Here is a 15,525-nt window from a genome sequence, read left to right on the forward strand (position 1 = left end):
CGGACGGATGGGCAGGCGTGCAGGGGCCCCGGCATCGCCGGGGGTGCCCGTAAGGGCATTTATCCTGCATGCCTGACCATCCGGGAGCGGCCCGAAACGCACAGCCTGTTTTACACCGCCTTCTCCAGCTGCATGACCACGACCGTTATATCATCGGGCGGCACCCCCGGTTTCTGGCGGGCCGCGGCCATCTCGGCCAGGATATCCGCTATCTCCTGGGGGGTGTTGCCCACCGCGGCGCAGAGTTCCAGCTGCTGGGTCACCCAGGCGGGGCCGTCGGCCAGGGCCCCGTCGCTGAGCAGCACCGCCAAGTCCCCCTCGGTCAGGGTAACCGGCTGGCGGCGGCTGACCACCTTGTCCAGAATACCCACCGGCAGGCTGGGGCCGTCCAGCACCCCGGCCTTACCCTGCCGCACCACAAAGCCCGGTGCGGCCCCAGCCTTGAAGATCGTCCCCTTGCCGGTATACAGGTCCACCGTGAGCAGGTCCAGCGTAGCGCCGCTCTCCTCCTCGCTCTTGAGGGAAAGAGCCACGTTCACCAGCCGGGCGGCGGCTTCGCCCCCAAAACCCGCCCGCACCAGCTGACCGGTAAGCCGGGCGGCCAGATTGCCGTCCACCGCCGCCGGACGGCCGGTGCCCATTCCGTCACAGAGCAGCATATGGGCACAGCCGAAGGCGTCACAGAACTGATCCGCCGCATCTCCGCTGACCCCGTCCCGGGCGGCCCGGCCCGCCAGCGCGAACCGGGGCGCGTAGACCGGCTGTTCCCGCAGCGTCAGGGTGGTGAGGGTACGCCGGTGCACGATCTCCGGCGCGCCCAATGCCCGGCGGCAGATGTGTCCGGTTTCGGCGGCGATCTCCCGCTGCTCGGCGGCGGTAAAGGCGGTGCGGGAGACGGTGACCGTCACCTGCATCCGGCCCGCCAGATCCAGCTGCACCGCACATTCCAGCGGCTCCAGCCCCCAGGAAGCAAACCAGCCCGCCACCCGCTGGCTTTTGCCCTCATCGGTGGAAAGCCCCTGGTTCAGCTCGTCCGCGATCCGGGCCAGCGCGTCGGCCATGGCGCCGTACTGCTCGGTGAGGGCCGCCCGCATCGTCCCCGCCTGCACCCGGGCCTCCCGGCGGCTGCGGTAGAGGGCGTAGGCCCGGCTGGTGGCGCCGCACAGTTCCACCGGATGCACGCACCGGCAGAACTGCCCGGGCAGCTGCTCCACCGCCGCCCGGCCCTGCCGCTCCAGCACCGGTTTCAGCTGATAGAATCCGTCCATGGTGGTGCTGTATCCCGCCACCCAACATACCTCCCGGTTGGCGCAGCTGCGGCAGAGTTCCTCCGCCACGTGATCCACCACCCAGTTGTAGCTCTCCCCTTTTTTGGGCAGCTTCTCGCAGACCTGGTTCACAATGTCGGCCACCTCTTCCAGCGTATCCGCCACCCGCACCAGCCGGGCCCCCGCTCCGGCCAGCACCGGGCGGCTGCCCTCCACCGCCGCCGGGGCCGCCGTGCCGGGAAAGGCCTCCCGCAGCCGCCGGGGCAGCAGAAAGAAGCCCACACAGGCGATGCCCGCGCAGGCGGTGAGCTGGGCCGCCTGCCCCAGGGTGGGGGCCGCCAGCACCCCGGTCAAGGCCCCGGCAAAGAACAGCGCCGCGCAGCCCGCCGTCTCCCCCGGGACGAACACCGCTGCGGTCAGGCACCCCGCCGCCGGGCCCATCAGGCCAAAGGCCAGCGGACTGCCCGCCGCGCTCAGGGCCGCGCCGCCCACCACGCAGAGCACCGCGGCATCCCGCACCCGGCCCCGGCTGGCCGGGATCAGGCCCAGCAGACAGAACGCCAGCGCCGCCGGCTGAAACAGCCCGGAGGAAAACTGTTCCAGGCCAATCAGCCCCGCCGCGGCCCAGGGCAGCAGGCTGGCCGGGTCGGAGGCCGCGCCCCGGCGCATGGCCCAGCCGAACGCCACCGCCAGCGCACAGTCCCCCACGGCGGCAGCCCAGTCCGCCGCGCCGCCCACGCCGCCCGCCGCCAGCAGGGTCTGGATCAGCAGCAGGGTGCCGCACCCCGCCGCGGCGGCAGGCCAGAAAGCCGAGGGCCGGCGCACCAGCAGCCGCCCGGCCGCGGCCGCCGCCAGCGCGCCCAGGTACCGGGCCGCGTCGGCGGCGGGCAGCAGAAACACACAGCCCAGCGCCGCCCCGGCGCTTGCCAGCAGGGCCGTGCCGCCCCGGGCCCCCAATACCAGCGCCAGGCCCAGCGGGTGCACCGCCCCGAACACGCTTGCCCCCGCCAGCACAAAGCCGCCCGGCGCCGCCGCCAGCCGCCAGAGCACCGGTACGGCCCGCCGCAGCTGGACACGTACCATTCCGCCGATTTTTTGCATAGGTTCAATCTCCTCCCCGCTGTACGCTTTGGGCGGCATCATCCGCCGCCTTGCCGCATAAGTATACAAGGGGCGTGCGGCGGTTTTTGCCGCAGAGCGCAGAACCGCCCGAAACTGCGGCAAACCGGCAGCTTTGGCCCAAAAGCGCCGCGCGTGTTTTCACAAAAAAGCGGCGGCAGGCGGGGTGGATTTTGGCGCGCCGCGAAAAGTTTTTCCCGATTTCTTGACAAAGGCCGGGCGGTGCCGTAGTATTAGAACGTTACGATGGCAAACTATGTGTAAATTAAAGAATAGAGGAAGGAAATACAGGTATGGAACGCAAAGACCTGCGCAATATTGCGATCATCGCCCACGTTGACCACGGCAAGACCACCCTGGTGGACCAGATGCTCAAGCAGAGCGGCGCTTTCCGTGACAACCAGCAGGTGGCGGAGCGCGTGATGGACTCCGGCGACATCGAGCGGGAGCGCGGCATCACCATTCTGGCCAAAAACTGCTCTACCGTGTACAACGGCGTAAAGATCAACATCGTGGACACCCCGGGCCACGCCGACTTCGGCGGCGAGGTGGAGCGCGTGCTGAAGATGGTAAACGGCGTGCTGCTGCTGGTGGACGCGGCGGAAGGCTGCATGCCCCAGACCCGTTTTGTGCTGCAGAAAGCCCTGCAGCAGAACCTGAGCCTGGTGATCGCCGTGAACAAGATCGACCGGCCGGACGCCCGCATCAAGGAAGTTATCGACGAAGTGCTGCTGCTTCTGATGGACCTGGGCGCCACCGATGAGCAGCTGGACAGCCCGATGGTGTTCTGCTCCGGCCGCGCCGGCACCGCCAGCTACAGCCCGGACGCCCCCGGCACCGACCTGAAGCCCCTGTTTGACACCATTCTGGAGTACGTCAAGTGCCCGGAAGGCGATCCGGAGGCTCCGTTCTCCATGCTGTGCTCCAGCGTGGACTACAACGATTTCGTGGGCCGTATCGGCATCGGCCGCATCCAGAATGGCCGGCTGAAGGTTGGTCAGGACGTGCAGGTGTGCGACTGGCACAACCAGGATGTGAGCTTCAAAGGCCGCATCACCAAGCTGTACGATTTCAAGGCCAACGGCCGTGAGCCCATCGAGAGCGCCGAGGCCGGCGATATCGTGGCGTTCAGCGGTCTGCCCGATGTGACCATCGGCAACACCCTGTGCGATCCCGCCAACGTGGAGCCGCTGCCCTTTGTGAAGATCAACGATCCCACCGTGGAGATGACCTTTGCGGTCAACGACAGCCCCTTTGCCGGCCGGGAAGGCAAGTACGTGACCAGCCGCCAGATCCGCGACCGTCTGCACAAGGAGCTGCTGAAGGACGTGGCGCTGCGGGTGGAGGATTCCGCCACCAGCGATTCGTTCCGTGTGATGGGCCGTGGTGAGATGCACCTGTCCATCCTGATCGAGACCATGCGCCGTGAAGGCTATGAGCTGCAGGTGAGCCCCCCGAAGGTTCTGACCCACGTGGAGGACGGCAAGACCATGGAGCCCATGGAGCGGGTGGTCATCGACACCCCGACCGAGTACCAGGGCGCTGTAATGACCGCGCTGGGCGCCCGCAAGGGTATTCTGCAGCAGATGGAGCCGATCGGCAGCCGTGTGCGTCTGGAGTTCCGTATGCCCAGCCGCGGCCTGTTCGGCTACCGCAGCCAGTTCCTGACCGACACCCACGGCGAGGGTATCCTGAACACCATCTTTGACGGCTACGAGGAGTGGCAGGGCGACATCACCTGCCGCAACACCGGCAGCCTGGTGAGCTTTGAGACCGGCGAGGCCGTGACCTACGGTCTGTTCAACGCCCAGGGCCGCGGTACCTTGATCGTGACCCCCGGCGAGAAGGTGTACGAGGGCATGGTCATCGGCTACACCCCCACCGGCGAGGACATCAGCGTGAACGTGTGCAAGACCAAGCACCTGACCAACACCCGCGCTTCCGGTTCCGACGACGCGCTGCGTCTGGTGCCGGTGAGCAAATTCAGCCTGGAAGGCTGCCTGGAGTTCCTGGCGCCGGACGAGCTGCTGGAGGTCACCCCGGAAAGCCTGCGTATCCGCAAGCGGATCCTGAACCACGACCTGCGCATGAAGCAGCTGAAAGGCAAAAAGAACAACTGATCCCCGCGAAACCACACCGGGGCCGCCCGCGCGGGCGGCCCCGGTTTTTGTTTTCGGGAAAGGAGAAGCCAATGGAACAAGCCGTCAAACCGCCCCGCTACGTTCTGCTGGACACAGTCCGCGGCGTGACGGTGGTGAACATGATCCTGTATCATTTTCTCTATGACTGGTACGTGGTGCTGGGCCACGCGCCCGGCTGGCCCTGGCTGACTGGGGTGCGGATCTGGGAACGGCTGATCTGCGGCACCTTTATCCTGCTGGCAGGCATCTGCCTGCATTTTGACCGGCATCCGGTGCGCCGGGGCGGGATGCTGTTCGGCTGGGGCTGCGTGATCACCCTGGTGACCATGCTGGTGATGCCGGGGCAGGCGGTGCATTTTGGTATCCTGAGTTTTCTCGGCGCGGCCATCGCCCTGACCGGCGCGCTGCGCGGGGTACTGGGCCGCATTCCGGCCTGGGCGGGCCTGGCGGGCAGCCTGGTGCTGTTTGTACTGCTGCGGCGCATCAGCGCGGGGCTGATCACCATTGGCCCGCTGGTGCTGGCACAGATGCCGGCAGGGCTGTATCAATGGTATGCGGGGGCGCTGCTGGGATTCCCGCCGGCGGGGTTTGTTTCCAGCGATTATTTCCCGCTGCTGCCCTGGCTGTTCCTGCTCTGGTGCGGATGGTTCGGCTGGCGGCTGGCCGCCCCGTGCCTGACCGCCGGGAAACTGCTGCAGCGGCATATCCCCGCCTTTACCGCCATCGGCCGCAAAAGTCTGCTGCTCTACCTGCTGCACCAGCCCGTCTGCATGGCCCTTGCGTTTGGGCTGAACGCGGTATTTTGAGCGAATATGGGGGGAGATAACATCTCCCCCCATACCCCCCGGAAATAAGGGCCGGAATACTCCGGCCCTGGGGAAAGAAAAATAACAAAGGCCCACGCAAAACCATATTGGTCCGCGTGGGCCTTATTTCTTTATACTATCCCCTATGGCCGAAGATATTCGGCCATAATTTCAGGGGGCATGGGGGGAACGTTGTTCCCCCATATTGGCTATACTTTGTACACGCGCGGCCCGAAGATGGCGGTGCCCACCCGCACGAGGGTGGCGCCCTCGGCGATGGCCTGTTCAAAATCGCCGCTCATACCCATGGACAGCATCTCCATCCGCACCCGGCTGTCCCCTTTCCAGCGATCGGCCGCCTCGTCAAACAGGCGGCGCATGGCGGCAAACCACCGGCGCGCCTCCCCCGGCTGCTCCTCCACCGGCGGAATGGTCATCAGCCCCTGCACCTGCACCGAGGGCTGGGCCGCGGCCGCCTCCAGCAGCGCCCACAGCGCCCCGGGCTCGATCCCGCTCTTGCTCTCCTCCCCGCCGATGTTCACCTCCAGCAGAATCGGCTGCACCAGCCCCCGGCGCTGGGCCTCGGCGGCAATCTTGCTGAGCAGATGCTCGCTGTCCACCGACTGGATCAGATCGCAGCCCACCACCTGCTTAACCTTGTTGGTCTGTAAATGTCCGATAAAATGGGCCGGTTTCGGCGCGTAGGCGTTTGCCGCCTGTTTTTCCACCAGTTCCTGCACCCGGTTCTCCCCGAACAGATCAATCGGCAGGGATGCCGCCAGCCGCACTGTCTCCGCCGAGCGGGTCTTGCTGGCCGCGCAGAGCAGTACCTCGTCCGGCCTGCGCCCGGCGGCCCGGGCCGCGTCGGCCATGCGGGCGCGGATGCTCTCCACATTCGCCCGCAGCGTTTCCTGTTCCGTCACGGCTGCACGCCCCCTTCCCCCTGCTGGCTGTGGATGTCCGCGGTATAGACCGCCCGGGCCCCGCCCACGTAGGGCGGACGGGTACGGGCCGCGGTCAGATGGGCGCTGCCAATGGCAGTAAGGCTCAGCCGTACCGGCACCGCCACCCGCCGCAGATGCATCCCGATAAAGGTATCCCCGATATCCAGCCCGGCGGCGGCGCTCACCTCGCAGACCGCGCAGGGTGCTTCAAACGCCTGCCAGGCCGCGGTAGCGAAACTGCCCCCCGCCTTGGGCTGGGGCACCACGCTCACGATCTGTTCCCACCGGGTCACCGCCGCCCGCTCCACGATCAGGCTGCGGTTCAGATGCTCGCAGCATTGGGCCGCCAGATACAGCCCCTTTTCCCGCAAAGGCGGCAGCAGCCCTTCCAGCACCGCCTTGGCCGTTTCAAAGCTGGAACCGTGGCCGATCCGCTCCCCCAGAATCTCGCTGGAGGAACAGCCCACCACCACAATGTCGCCGGGCGCGGTGTCCGCCGCCGCCAGCAGTTCTTCCATGGCCTGGCGGCTCTGCTGCCGCACCAGGTCCAGTTCCTGTTCGTTCATTTCCGTTCACCGCCTTTTTGTCAACTGCGCCATAATAAAACCGCCCATCACCGCTACCGCCAGCACCACGCCGAACCCCGGAATGTTCCACCCGTCGCTCATCTCCAGCGCCGTGCCCAGCACCCAGGCGGCCAGGGTACAGACAATGCTCAGAATCGTCAGGCCCATCTTACATGCCTCCCCGGGTGGCCTCCCAGTAGGCCCCCATGCTCTGGCCGGGCTGGCCGGTCACCTCGTTGGCCAGGTAGGCCGCCAGCGCCTGGGGCGGTTGCCAGGCCAGAGCCTGGGCCTCGGTGTCGAACTCTACCTCCGCGTACCAGAACTCCCCGGGCTGGCCCGCGTCCACCCGGTTGGCCTCCAGAACCAGCCCGCCGGGCAGGGCGTACCGACGCTGTTCCTTTTCAATCAGCGGGCGGCCGATGAACGCTTCCAGCTTGCGGAAGGTCTCCTCGTCCACCCGGGTTTCGATCTCCTGGCGGGACAGCCCGCCCGCGCTTTTGAAGCAGAGCACATAGGCCGCAGGCTGCCCGTCCGGCTGCTCGCTGCGGATGCGCACGGTGGGCCGCACCGTGATATAGCCCTGCCGCATGGTAAACCGGGCAGTCTGGGACAGGCCCTGGGGCCAGCCGTTCACCAGCCATTTCCGTTCAATCTCCAAACCTTCATCGCCCCTTTCTCTTTCCTTATTATACCCCCGGCGGCAAGGGCCCCGCAACCGAAAAATCACTTGCCCTGCGGCCCCGGGACGGGTATACTGATTAGGAGAAGATACAAGCGGGAGGAACCGACATGAAAACCACACGCCCCTGGCCCTGTTACACCGTGACCCCCAAGGCGGAGGCCGCCCTGGTAGGCGGGCATCCCTGGGTATACGAAGACGAGATCACCGCCGCCTCCGACACGGCGCCGGAAAACGGCAGCCTGGTGGACGTGCTCAGCGCCAAGGGCCGGTACCTGGGCACCGGCTTTCTGAGCCAACACAGCAAGATCCGCATCCGGCTGGTGAGCCGCAACGCCAACGATAAGTTTGACGAGGCGTTCTGGCGGCGGCGGATCGAGTACGCCTGGGCCTACCGCAAGGCGGTGATCGAGCCGGAACACTGGCACTGCTGCCGGGTGATCTTTGGCGAAGCCGATCAGTTCCCCGGCCTGACCGCCGACCGGTTCGGGGATGTGCTGGTGGTGCAGATCCTGTCGGTGGGCATCGAGCGGATCAAGGGCATGCTGCTGCCTCTGCTGGCGGATGTGCTGCGGGCCGACGGCCAGGAGATCCGCGGCGTATACGAGCGGGAGGACGCGGCCCTGCGGGAAAAGGAGGGCCTGCCTCTGTTCAAGGGCTGGTTCGGCACGGACGGCGGCGCTACCCAGGCGGCCATCACCGAAAACGGCGTGCGGTACACGGTGGACTTTGAAAACGGGCAAAAGACCGGGTTCTTCCTGGATCAGAAGTACAACCGGCAGGCGGTGGCCCGGCTGGCCCGGGGGCGCCGGGTGCTGGACTGCTTCACCCACACCGGCAGCTTTGCGCTGAACGCGGCCATGGGCGGCGCGGCCCACGTGACCGCCGTGGATGTGAGCGAGACCGCCGTGGAGATGGCCCGGGCCAATGCGGTGGCCAACGGCCTTGACGACCGGATGGATTTTGTCTGCTGCGACGTGTTTGACCTGCTGCCCCGGCTGGAGAAAGAGGGCAGCGGCTACGACTTCATCATTCTGGACCCGCCCGCCTTTACCAAGGCCCGCAAAACTGCCCAGAGCGCCATGCGGGGCTACAAGGAGATCAACTACCGGGCCATGAAGCTGCTGCCCCGGGGCGGCTATCTGGCCACCGCCAGCTGCAGCCATTTTGCCACCGAGGCCATGTTCCGCAAGATGCTGCACAGCGCCGCGGTGGACGCCGGGCGGCAGCTGCGCCAGATCGAGGTGCGCCAGCAGGCGGCGGATCATCCGGTGCTGTGGGGCGTGGAGGAGACCGAATATCTGAAATTCTTCCTGTTCCAGGTGGTGTAAAAATCTTGACCGGCGGGTGCAAATGCCCTATCATAGAAAGGTAGTGCCGCGGGGTGCGGCATTGAGTGTGAAAACGGAGGGGTATCGTATATGGCAGCGAATTTGATGGAGATATACGGCAGCAAGGTGTTCAACGAACACGTTATGAAAGAGCTGCTGCCCAGTGCCACCTATAAGAGTCTGAAAGCCACCTTGCAGAACGGCCAGCCGCTGGATCTGGAACTGGCCAACGTGGTGGCCAGCGTGATGAAGCGCTGGGCCATCGACCAGGGCGCCACCCACTACACCCACTGGTTCCAGCCGCTGACCGGCATCACCAGCGAGAAGCATGACGGTTTTGTCAGCCCCCAGAAGGACGGCACCGCCATCATGGAGTTCTCCGGCAAGGAGCTGGTGCGGGGCGAGCCGGATGCTTCCAGCTTCCCCAACGGCGGCCTGCGCGCCACCTGCGAGGCCCGCGGCTACACCGCCTGGGACCCCTCCAGCTATGCGTTTATCAAGGATGACGTGCTCTGCATCCCCACCGCGTTCTGCAGCTACAACGGCGAAACGCTGGACAAAAAGACCCCGCTGCTGCGCAGCATGAGCGTGCTGAGCACCCAGGCCTGCCGTATTCTGAAACTGTTCGGCAAGGACGTGCAGCATGTGTCGGTAACGGTGGGCGCGGAACAGGAGTATTTCCTGATCCGCAAGGAAGACTACGAGGCCCGGCTGGATCTGATCATGACCGGCCGCACCCTGTTCGGCGCGCCGCCGGCCAAGGGCCAGGAACTGGAAGAGCACTATTTCGGCAGCATCCGTCCCGAGGTGCTCAGCTATATGCAGGAGCTGGACCGGGAACTGTGGAAGCTGGGCATCAGCGCCAAGACCCGCCACAACGAGGTGGCCCCCTGCCAGCATGAGCTGGCCCCGATCTTTGACACCGCCAACATCGCCGTGGACCACAACCTGCTGACCATGGAGATGATGAAGCGCCTGGCCGACAAGCACGGCCTGGTATGCCTGCTGCACGAGAAGCCCTTTGAGGGTGTGAACGGCAGCGGCAAGCACAACAACTGGAGCCTGACCGCCCCCGGCGTGAACCTGCTGGATCCGGGCGACACCCCCAAGGACAACCTGCAGTTCCTGATCTTCTTTGCCGCCGTGATCAAGGCGGTGGACGAATACCAGGATCTGCTGCGGGCCGTGGTGGCCGGTCCGGGCAACGACCATCGTCTGGGCGCCAACGAGGCCCCGCCGGCCATCATCTCCATGTTTGTGGGGGATGAGCTGTCGGCCATTCTGGACGCGATCGCGGCCAAGACCGAATACGTGGCCCCCGAACAGGCCAAGGTGGACCTGGGCGTGGAAGTGCTGCCCACTTTCCCCAAGGACAACACCGACCGCAACCGCACCAGTCCCTTTGCCTTTACCGGCAACAAGTTTGAGTTCCGTATGCCGGGCAGCAGCATGAACATCGCGGACGCCAACGTGGTGCTGAACACCGCCGTGGCCAAGGAGCTGAAAGGCTACGCCGATGAGCTGGAAGGCGCCGAGAACTTTGACAAGGCGGTGGTCAAGCTGATCCGCCGCACTATCCGGGATCACAAGCGGATCATCTTCAACGGCAACGGCTATTCCAGCGAGTGGGAGGCCGAGGCCGAGCGCCGGGGCCTGTACAACCTGCGCAGCACCCTGGACGCCCTGCCCGCCCTGCTGGCGGACAAGAACGTGGCCCTGTTCCACGACATGGGCGTGCTGAGCCCCACCGAGGTGCGCAGCCGCTACGAGGTCATGGTGGAGCACTACAGCAAGATCCTGCACATCGAAGCGCTGACCATGCTGGAGATGTCCCGCAAGCTGTTCCTGCCGGCGGTGTGCCAGTTTGGCGGGGATACCGCCCGCAACCTGACTGCCAAGCAGGCGGCCTTCCCCGGCCTGCGCTGCAAGGCGGAGACCAAGCTGCTGCAGACGGTAAGCGCCCAGGCCGACGCCATCAGCGACGCGGCCGACGAGCTGGCTGCTCTGGTGGCCAAGGCCGACAGTGTGGACGGCGGCAGCCTGAACCGGGCCAAGATCTACCATGAAGAGGTACGGCCCGCCATGGACGCCCTGCGCGCCGCCGTGGACGCCGCCGAGGCGGTCTGCCCCCGCAGCACCTGGCCCATTCCCGGTTACTCCCGCATTCTGTTCTACACCTGATTCATTGCCAGCATAAAACCGCCCGCCGGATAAACCCGGCGGGCGGTTTCTCTTTGGAACGATGCACAAGAGGGCGGGGCCCGGCGCTGTGTGCGCCGGGCCCCGCCCGTTTTCTATGTCAGGGATTTTGGGAAGGCTTTATTCCGCCGCGGCGGCCTGGCCGGCGATACGGCCGGAAACCAGGATCTCGCTGATGGCGTTGCCGCCCAGACGGTTGCCGGCGAAGAAGCCGCCGGTGGCCTCGCCGGCCGCGTACAGGCCGGGGATGACGCTGCCGTCCTCGGTGAGGACATGGCGCTGCTCATCCACCACCAGGCCGCCCATGGTGTGATGGGTGCTGGGGGCCAGGTAACGGACAGACAGGATGCCCTCGTCGTTGAAGCTGCCGTCCTCGTTGTAGTTGCTGATGGGGGCGCTGGCCGCGCTCTTGGGCACGTCCAGGCTGGCCAGATCGCCGTTGAAGTAGGCGGTGTCGTACTCCATGATGGTCTCGCGCAGGGTGTCGGCGCTGATGCCGGTCAGTTCTGCGGCCTCGGCCAGGGTGCAGAAGTACTCCTTGCCCTCACGGTTGTCGGCGCTGGTATGCTCGCCGCCGTTCTGCAGCTGGATGGTCAGGCCATTCTCGCCGCCGTAGGTCAGCTGGCCCTGGCTGAGCACGTCGCGCTCGGCGCTCTCATCCACGAACCGCTTGCCCTCGTTCTCGGTGCCCGCCGGGCTGACGAAGATCACGTCCTCGACCTTGCCGCCGGCCAGCTTGCCGTCGTCGGCCCAGCCCAGAGGCATCAGCTGGGTGAAGCCCATGCCGGTAACCGCCGCGCCCACTTCCTGGGCCATGGTGATGCCCTCGCCCTGGGCCAGGCTGCGGTTGGTGGTCAGGATGTTGGCGCTCAGCTCATCCTTGTTCCAGTATTCGTTGGTCTCCAGCACCATGTCGATGTTGGCGCCGTAGCCGCCGGTGGCCAGGATCACGGCCTTGTTGGCGTGCAGGGTAACGGGGGTGCCGTCGTACATCTCACAGGTCACGCCGGTCACACGGCCGGTGTCATCGGTGATCAGGCTCTTGGCGGTGGTGCGGTACATGACCTCATTCGCCTCGTTGGCCTTGAGCACGGTGTTGATGGGTACCGCGAAGTAGCAGCCGTACTTGCTGTCATCCTCCACGCCGTCCACGGTGCCGCCCACGAAGGTGTTGATCCGCTGCCACATGCAGCCGATCAGGGTGTTGCAGGTGGTGCCCCAGTCAAAGATGGAGCCCTGGTCGGCCATCCAGGCCTTGGTGTCGCCGATCTGCTCCACGAACTGGCGGACCAGATCGATGTCGCTGTAGATCCAGTAGCTGTCCAAGCTGTTCAACCTGCCGTTTCTGCTCTGCGGGATGTGGATCATCAGCCGCAAGTTTGCCGAGCAGTTCACTCGGTCGGAACAGCTTTCCGCCCAGCTGGAACCGGTAAACCGGGGGCTGGAGCAGCAGGTGGAACAGCGCACCCGGGCCCTGCGGGAGGAGCAGGTGCAGCGGCTGGCCTTTATGGCCAACGCCTTTCACGATCTGCGCACCCCGCTGTTTGTGGTGCAGGGCTGTCTGGACCGGCTGGAATCCGGTGCCGGGACCGGCGGGAACCTGACCGGGGTGATGCGGGACCGGCTGGATTTCATGCGCAAGCTGGTAGAGGACATGTTCCTGATGGCCAAGCTGGAGGAAAAACAGGTGATCTTTGACGAGGACCGGGTGCCGCTGGCCCCGCTGGCTGAACGGGTAACCGACGGGCTGCGGGAAGCTGCCGTCCGGCAGGATGTGCGGCTGACCCTGGAGGTCCGGGACCGCTGCATCGCCTGGGGGGACGATCTGCGGCTGGAGCAGGCGCTGCAGAATCTGGTGACCAACGCGCTGCACTACACCCCGCCGGGCGGCGTGGTGACGGTGCGGCTGTACGCCGAGGGAAACGAGGCCTGCCTGGAGGTGCGGGACACCGGCCCCGGCATCCCGTTGGACGAGCAGGACAAGGTATTTTTGCGGTACTACCGCACCCCGGGTGCCAAGCGGCAGGGCTCCAGCGGGCTGGGGCTTTCCATTGCCCGGCAGATCGTGCTGCAGCATCAGGGCCGCATTACGCTGGACAGCCGCTCCGGCGAGGGCTCGGCCTTTACCATCCGGCTGCCGGCGGTGCGGCGGCCGGGCACGGAATAACCGATAAACCAGAAAACGCGCCAGCGTTCCGGGGCAGCCTTGTGCCCGGAATGCCGGCGCGTTTTATCGTCTGATTCAGGCGGTGAGTTCGGTACCCATCCGCTCGCAGTATTTTTCCCGGTAGCGGGCCATGCTTTCGCTGTAGCCGGGCAGAACACCGGTGTGCAGTTCCCGCCGCAGGGCGTGGGCGTCCAGTGTTTCGTTGCGGCGCAGCCCCACCAGACGGGCCGCAATGTTGGAGCAGTGGTCGGAGATACGCTCCAGGTCGGTGAGCACATCCAGGAAGATGATGCCGCTTTCCAGCTGGCAGGCGCCGTCCCGCAGGCGGTCCACATGGCGGCGGCGCATGGTGGCGCAGAGCAGGTCGATGGTTTCTTCCAGCGGCTCCACCCGGTCCAGGCTCTGGCTGCCCGGCTCCCCGAACGCCTCGTTGGTCAGCTCCAGAATCTCCTGGATCGCGTCGGACAGCACCGCCATCTCCGCGTAGGCAGCCTGGCTGAAGGACAGTTCCTTGTCCCGCATCTCCTCGGCGCGCTCCCGCACGTTGATGGCATAATCGCCGATGCGCTCAAAGTCGGTGATAAAGCTGATCAGCTCGTTCACCTGCTGGTTTTCATCCTCCGAGAGCTCGTGCTCGCTGATGCGCACCAGATAGTTGCTGACCCCAACCTCCATCTTGTCAATCAGGCTCTCCCGCTGGTCGATCTGGTCGGCGGTCTCCTCGTCGTATTTTTCCAGCATGGGCAGAGCCAGCTGCACGTTGCGGGCAGCCCGGGTGCCCATCTTGGTCACCGCGTTGCGGGCCTGCTGCAGCGCCACGGCCGGGCTGGTGAACAGACGCTCATCCAGCACAGGCATGGTCAGGTCGGGCTCGCCGCCGGGCTTGTCCGGGATGGTGCGCTCGGCCAGCCAGGCCAGCACCCGGGTAAAGGGCATGAACATCAGGGTAACCACCACATTGAACAGGGTGTGGAAGTTGGCGATGTCGCCCTTGTTCATCACGTCATACCAGAAGGGGAACAGCCCCGCCGCCCGCAGGCCGTAGATGCCCAGCAGGAACACAACGGTGCCGATGATGTTGAAGTACAGATGCACCACCGCGCTGCGCTTGGCCGCGGTGGAAGCGCCCATGGAGGCGATCAGCGGGGTGGAACAGGTGCCGATGTTCTGGCCCAGAATGATGGGAATGGCACTGCCCCAGGTGACCGCGCCGGTAGCGCTCAGGGCCTGCAGGATGCCCACACTGGCCGAGGAACTCTGGATGGCCACGGTGACCAGCGCGCCGGCCAGCACGCCCAGCAGGGGGTTCTGCAGCTTGGAGAACAGTTCCAGGAACAACTCGCTTTCCCGCAGGGGATACACGGCGTTTTCCATGGTGAACATACCGGTAAACAGGATGCCGAATCCCATCAGCACCTGGCCGATGGTACGCTTTTTGGGGGATTTGAAAAAGACGAACAGGATGGCGCCGGCCAGCGCCACCAGAGGCGAAAAGGTTTTGGGGTTGATCATGGTCAGCAGCAGGTTGTCGCCGCTGATGTCGGCCAGACGGATCAGCTGGCCGGTGACGGTGGTGCCGATGTTGGCGCCCATGATCACGCCGATGGCCTGGGACAGCTGGAAGATCCCTGCATTGACCAGGCCGATGCAGATCACGGTGGTGCCCGCACTGGACTGGATCAGGCCGGTGATGATGGCCCCCAGCAGCACGGCCCGCCACACCGAACAGGTAAGCTTCTGCAGCACCTTTTCCATCCGGCCGCCGGCGATCTTTTCCAGACCGGCCCCCATGATGGACATGCCATACAAAAACAGGCCGATGCCGCCGGCCAGATTGATCACGTCAAATATCGTCATACGCACGCTCCATTGTCCGCCTGTGTGGTACGGCCCCGCGCCGGTCACGCACCCGCCCGCAAAGCCCCATACGATTTTATTATACCAATCCGGATGCGGCTTGCCTAGCATCCTGCGCACATTTGTTTTACATTTTCTTCACTTTTTCTTCACTTTTTCTTTACGTTCACCCTTTTACCGCGGTATTTTATGCCCCGGCCCGGGCAGGCGGAGCGGTTTTCCCGGGAAATGGCGCCCTCTCCCCTGCGCTGCCGGACAAACAAAAACCGCGGCGGTTCCCGGTTGGGAACCGCCGCGGCTGTTTTGCGCTACAGGCGGATGCCGTATTCTCAGATCTCGTACCAGCGGATCTCGTTGGCTTCCATGTCCAGATCGAAGCTGGAGCCGTCGCCCTTGTAGACGGTGGTGTGCTGCGGCTCGTAGGTGTTGTTGACCACGCAGTACTTGC

Annotated in this window: 13 protein-coding genes; 5 read left to right on the forward strand and 8 right to left on the reverse strand. The window is 65.3% G+C overall.

Annotation, left to right across the window (positions count from 1 at the left end; translation table 11 throughout):
• Positions 1-110: 110 nt before the first annotated feature.
• Positions 111-2,369, reverse strand: coding sequence for a PP2C family protein-serine/threonine phosphatase (locus B5E65_RS15595; protein WP_143403046.1), 2,259 nt, complete (start codon positions 2,367-2,369; stop codon positions 111-113).
• Positions 2,370-2,680: 311 nt separating this feature from the next.
• Between B5E65_RS15595 and typA the strand changes: the two genes are divergently transcribed.
• Both typA and B5E65_RS15605 read left to right on the forward strand, forming a co-directional pair.
• Positions 2,681-4,507, forward strand: a complete 1,827-nt coding sequence (typA, locus tag B5E65_RS15600) for a translational GTPase TypA (protein ID WP_087172686.1) — start codon at positions 2,681-2,683, stop codon at positions 4,505-4,507.
• Positions 4,508-4,578: 71 nt separating this feature from the next.
• Entirely contained in the window at positions 4,579-5,334 is a 756-nt protein-coding gene (locus B5E65_RS15605) for a heparan-alpha-glucosaminide N-acetyltransferase domain-containing protein (protein WP_087172687.1), read from the forward strand.
• A gap of 209 nt (positions 5,335-5,543) precedes the next feature.
• On the opposite strand, the gene B5E65_RS15610 is transcribed toward B5E65_RS15605, so the two are convergent.
• Genes B5E65_RS15610 through B5E65_RS15620 form a run of 4 tightly spaced genes read right to left on the reverse strand, consistent with a single transcriptional unit; the run spans position 5,544 to position 7,502 of the window.
• Positions 5,544-6,257 carry a YggS family pyridoxal phosphate-dependent enzyme gene (locus B5E65_RS15610; protein ID WP_275532887.1) on the reverse strand — a complete coding sequence of 238 codons (714 nt, stop codon included), beginning with the start codon at positions 6,255-6,257 and terminating at the stop codon, positions 5,544-5,546.
• A complete protein-coding gene (locus B5E65_RS15615; RefSeq protein ID WP_087172688.1) occupies positions 6,254-6,844 on the reverse strand; it encodes a TIGR01440 family protein in 591 nt (196 codons plus the stop codon). The genes B5E65_RS15610 and B5E65_RS15615 overlap by 4 nt, the downstream gene beginning before the upstream one ends.
• A 6-nt stretch (positions 6,845-6,850) precedes the next feature.
• On the reverse strand, positions 6,851-7,012 hold the full coding sequence (locus tag B5E65_RS16115; RefSeq protein ID WP_143403047.1) for a binding-protein-dependent transport permease: 162 nt from the start codon (positions 7,010-7,012) through the stop codon (positions 6,851-6,853).
• Position 7,013: 1 nt separating this feature from the next.
• Complete coding sequence (locus B5E65_RS15620) at positions 7,014-7,502, reverse strand: CYTH domain-containing protein (protein ID WP_087172689.1); 489 nt, start codon at positions 7,500-7,502, stop codon at positions 7,014-7,016.
• Between the two features lie 131 nt (positions 7,503-7,633).
• Between B5E65_RS15620 and B5E65_RS15625 the strand changes: the two genes are divergently transcribed.
• Together B5E65_RS15625 and B5E65_RS15630 are read left to right on the forward strand one after the other, a co-directional pair.
• Positions 7,634-8,854, forward strand: a complete 1,221-nt coding sequence (locus tag B5E65_RS15625) for a class I SAM-dependent rRNA methyltransferase (protein WP_087172690.1) — start codon at positions 7,634-7,636, stop codon at positions 8,852-8,854.
• A gap of 90 nt (positions 8,855-8,944) precedes the next feature.
• Positions 8,945-11,035, forward strand: a complete 2,091-nt coding sequence (locus tag B5E65_RS15630; RefSeq protein ID WP_087172691.1) for a glutamine synthetase III family protein — start codon at positions 8,945-8,947, stop codon at positions 11,033-11,035.
• A gap of 138 nt (positions 11,036-11,173) precedes the next feature.
• On the opposite strand, the gene B5E65_RS15635 is transcribed toward B5E65_RS15630, so the two are convergent.
• Positions 11,174-12,388, reverse strand: a complete 1,215-nt coding sequence (locus B5E65_RS15635; protein WP_158098616.1) for an FAD-dependent oxidoreductase — start codon at positions 12,386-12,388, stop codon at positions 11,174-11,176.
• A 22-nt stretch (positions 12,389-12,410) separates the two neighbouring features.
• On the opposite strand from B5E65_RS15635, the gene B5E65_RS15640 reads away from it, so the two are divergent.
• On the forward strand, positions 12,411-13,220 hold the full coding sequence (locus tag B5E65_RS15640; RefSeq protein ID WP_087172693.1) for a sensor histidine kinase: 810 nt from the start codon (positions 12,411-12,413) through the stop codon (positions 13,218-13,220).
• A 75-nt stretch (positions 13,221-13,295) separates the two neighbouring features.
• Here B5E65_RS15640 and B5E65_RS15645 read toward each other — a convergent pair whose 3' ends face one another.
• Both B5E65_RS15645 and B5E65_RS16120 read right to left on the reverse strand, forming a co-directional pair.
• A complete protein-coding gene (locus B5E65_RS15645) occupies positions 13,296-15,077 on the reverse strand; it encodes a Na/Pi cotransporter family protein (RefSeq protein ID WP_087172694.1) in 1,782 nt (593 codons plus the stop codon).
• A 329-nt stretch (positions 15,078-15,406) separates the two neighbouring features.
• The coding region (locus B5E65_RS16120; protein WP_143403018.1) for a 1,3-beta-galactosyl-N-acetylhexosamine phosphorylase C-terminal domain-containing protein at positions 15,407-15,525 on the reverse strand (119 nt) is incomplete at its 5' end.

The organism is Gemmiger sp. An120, from assembly GCF_002160955.1.
In the GTDB taxonomy this organism is placed as follows: domain Bacteria; phylum Bacillota; class Clostridia; order Oscillospirales; family Ruminococcaceae; genus Gemmiger_A; species Gemmiger_A avium.